This window comes from Schwartzia sp. (in: firmicutes) (genome assembly GCF_978017985.1).
The window spans coordinates 1-2,079 of record NZ_CDXDFU010000177.1 but is presented as its reverse complement, the minus strand read 5'-3'; the positions used below and the strand labels follow the sequence as shown (position 1 = coordinate 2,079).

Sequence of the window (2,079 nt, the reverse complement as noted above, 5' to 3'; positions counted from 1 at the left end):
TCATAGAACTGGGAGTTACTCAGCATATTGGTTGCGGCGGGAATGAAATCTTCCAGCATGCATTTGATCATGGCCTGCTGCAGCACCAGCGGAGCCGGCCTGTCCGTTACAGGGATGTAATGCCCCATAACAGGCGCCGGCAGGTTATCCGGACCGCCGATGATGTTGATGCGTCCTTCATCGGTGGGAAGCATGATATACATCTTCGGCTGGTTCTTAAGCATCCCTTTTTGTCCGTTGCGGATTGTATCCGCATAATCCAGCAGGAAGGGCAGCTCATTGTCGTTTATTACCGGCGGATTATCCTTCATGCCCAGATAGCGTTTTACCTCTCTCGGACTCCGCAGTCGGGCCGCCATAAACACGCTGCCATCCGGTTTTCCGCCGGGGTGATTCCGCTGTACAGACTCGATACCGATGTAGGTACGTTCAAAGGGATCACCCGCCAGATCACCCTTCTTGTGCATCACAACCAGATAGGTAATCATACTGTCATCCGCAAACCGCCGGTATACGCCTTCCTTAAACAATTCCCGGGAAGTTTTGCCGGAATCGGTTACTGGGAAATGCGTTGCGTTCGGATTTCTTTTTGCGCCGTTATGGTTCTCCGCAGCCAATGCAACGCAGGCAAACAGCGAAACAAAAAACACACAGCACGCAAATATCGTATAGAGCCGTTTGAAAACACCGGTATGTTTACCCGTATTATTATGTTTCATAGTCAGCCTCCTGCCCCATTTCATTCTTTACTAAACTTTAACTTATCATGATACAAAGGCCACAAAACTGTTCTTCTTTTACCTTTCGTAAAAATCCTGGAACAAAAGCCGTCATAACCGAAAAATTATCTCACTGATACGCAATCACAATCCGGGAAACACGGTTGTTTTTTACAAACACATACAGATTGCCGCGGTTTTCCTGGCTCTTGGTATCATGGTTATACCAGTACAGCGTTTCACCGTTTTCCGCCGGGTTTTTAATATCCTCCTTCCCCAGTCGGGCAACCATCTCTTTCATCGACATGCCCACCGTCACCCCATCAGGTGTACCCCAACCGTTATCACTGTTGGATTCAATCCGCCAGGCATTCTCATTATAAAACTTGACAACGATAGCATCGTTCCCGTAAGTCATTGTGGTTTCCACAAAATCCCCATAAGCCTCCGACTTTACCTGCTCCTTTGTGATGCGGTCCGGTACGCCAAACACATTTTTCACCTGGGAAACCGTCGCGCCTAACTGCACTCCCAGCGCGATACGGTTTGCGGGCAATTCTGCAAACGCCTGGCTCGTGAACACAAACAGTAAAACGACACTTAACAAGGTTATCCTGATTTTTTTCATCATCGCACCTCACCTCATTTACCTACAGCTTCCCAATGGACATCGTGCACCGTAACGGTAAAATTGTTGAATTCTCCCGCAGGCGCTTTATTTGGAAGCTTCACTGTCATCTGCTCTGAATCCTGAAGAGGCCTAATATTCATTCCGGTAAACGATTCTTTGTATTGAATATTCTTCTCGTTCAGAAGTTCCTTATCCATATCGCGTAATACGATATCCAATTCCATAGCTTTAACCGTGACTATCGTCCGATTCTTTTTGCCGTTATAGAAATGCCCAAGAACCAACAAATCGTTGCCTTCACGCCGTACGCTCTCAACCAAAAAGACAAGTTTCTCATTCGCAGTGGCGTCTTGCTTTTTCTGTTCATTAGCAGCTTTTACTGCCTCTGCATATTCCTTCAGCTTTGCTTCTATGGCCGACGGATCAGCAGGTTTTTCGCTATCTGACTTCGTTCCCGCTTCCGTTTCCGCTTTCGTTTCAACCTTCGGCACTTCAGGTGCAGGCGGTGTCTCTTTCTTTTTGCCGAACATAAAATATGCGCCTATCAACAACAGAACCACTACCACACCAATCGCAGCCTTCTTCATGGTGCTTTTGTTATCATCACCATCCCCGGAGGAAACCCGAGATGCTTCCCGTACTTCCGCTGCTTTCTGTATTTTAGTTTCCTGCACTGCTTGCGGCACCGTACTCTGAAGTTTTTCCGCTTCTTCTACTGCAGCCTTACGT

General features: G+C 47.5%; 3 protein-coding genes. All 3 read right to left on the bottom strand.

What is annotated here, in order from left to right; all coding sequences use genetic code 11:
- The coding region (locus tag ACY69O_RS07760) for a hypothetical protein (RefSeq protein ID WP_462332898.1) at nt 1–719 on the bottom strand (719 nt) is incomplete at its 3' end.
- Between the two features lie 130 nt (nt 720–849).
- A complete protein-coding gene (locus ACY69O_RS07755; protein WP_462332897.1) occupies nt 850–1,275 on the bottom strand; it encodes a hypothetical protein in 426 nt (141 codons plus the stop codon).
- Between the two features lie 86 nt (nt 1,276–1,361).
- Nucleotides 1,362–2,079 (bottom strand): hypothetical protein (locus ACY69O_RS07750; RefSeq protein ID WP_462332896.1); only part of this gene is annotated, 718 nt, incomplete at its 5' end.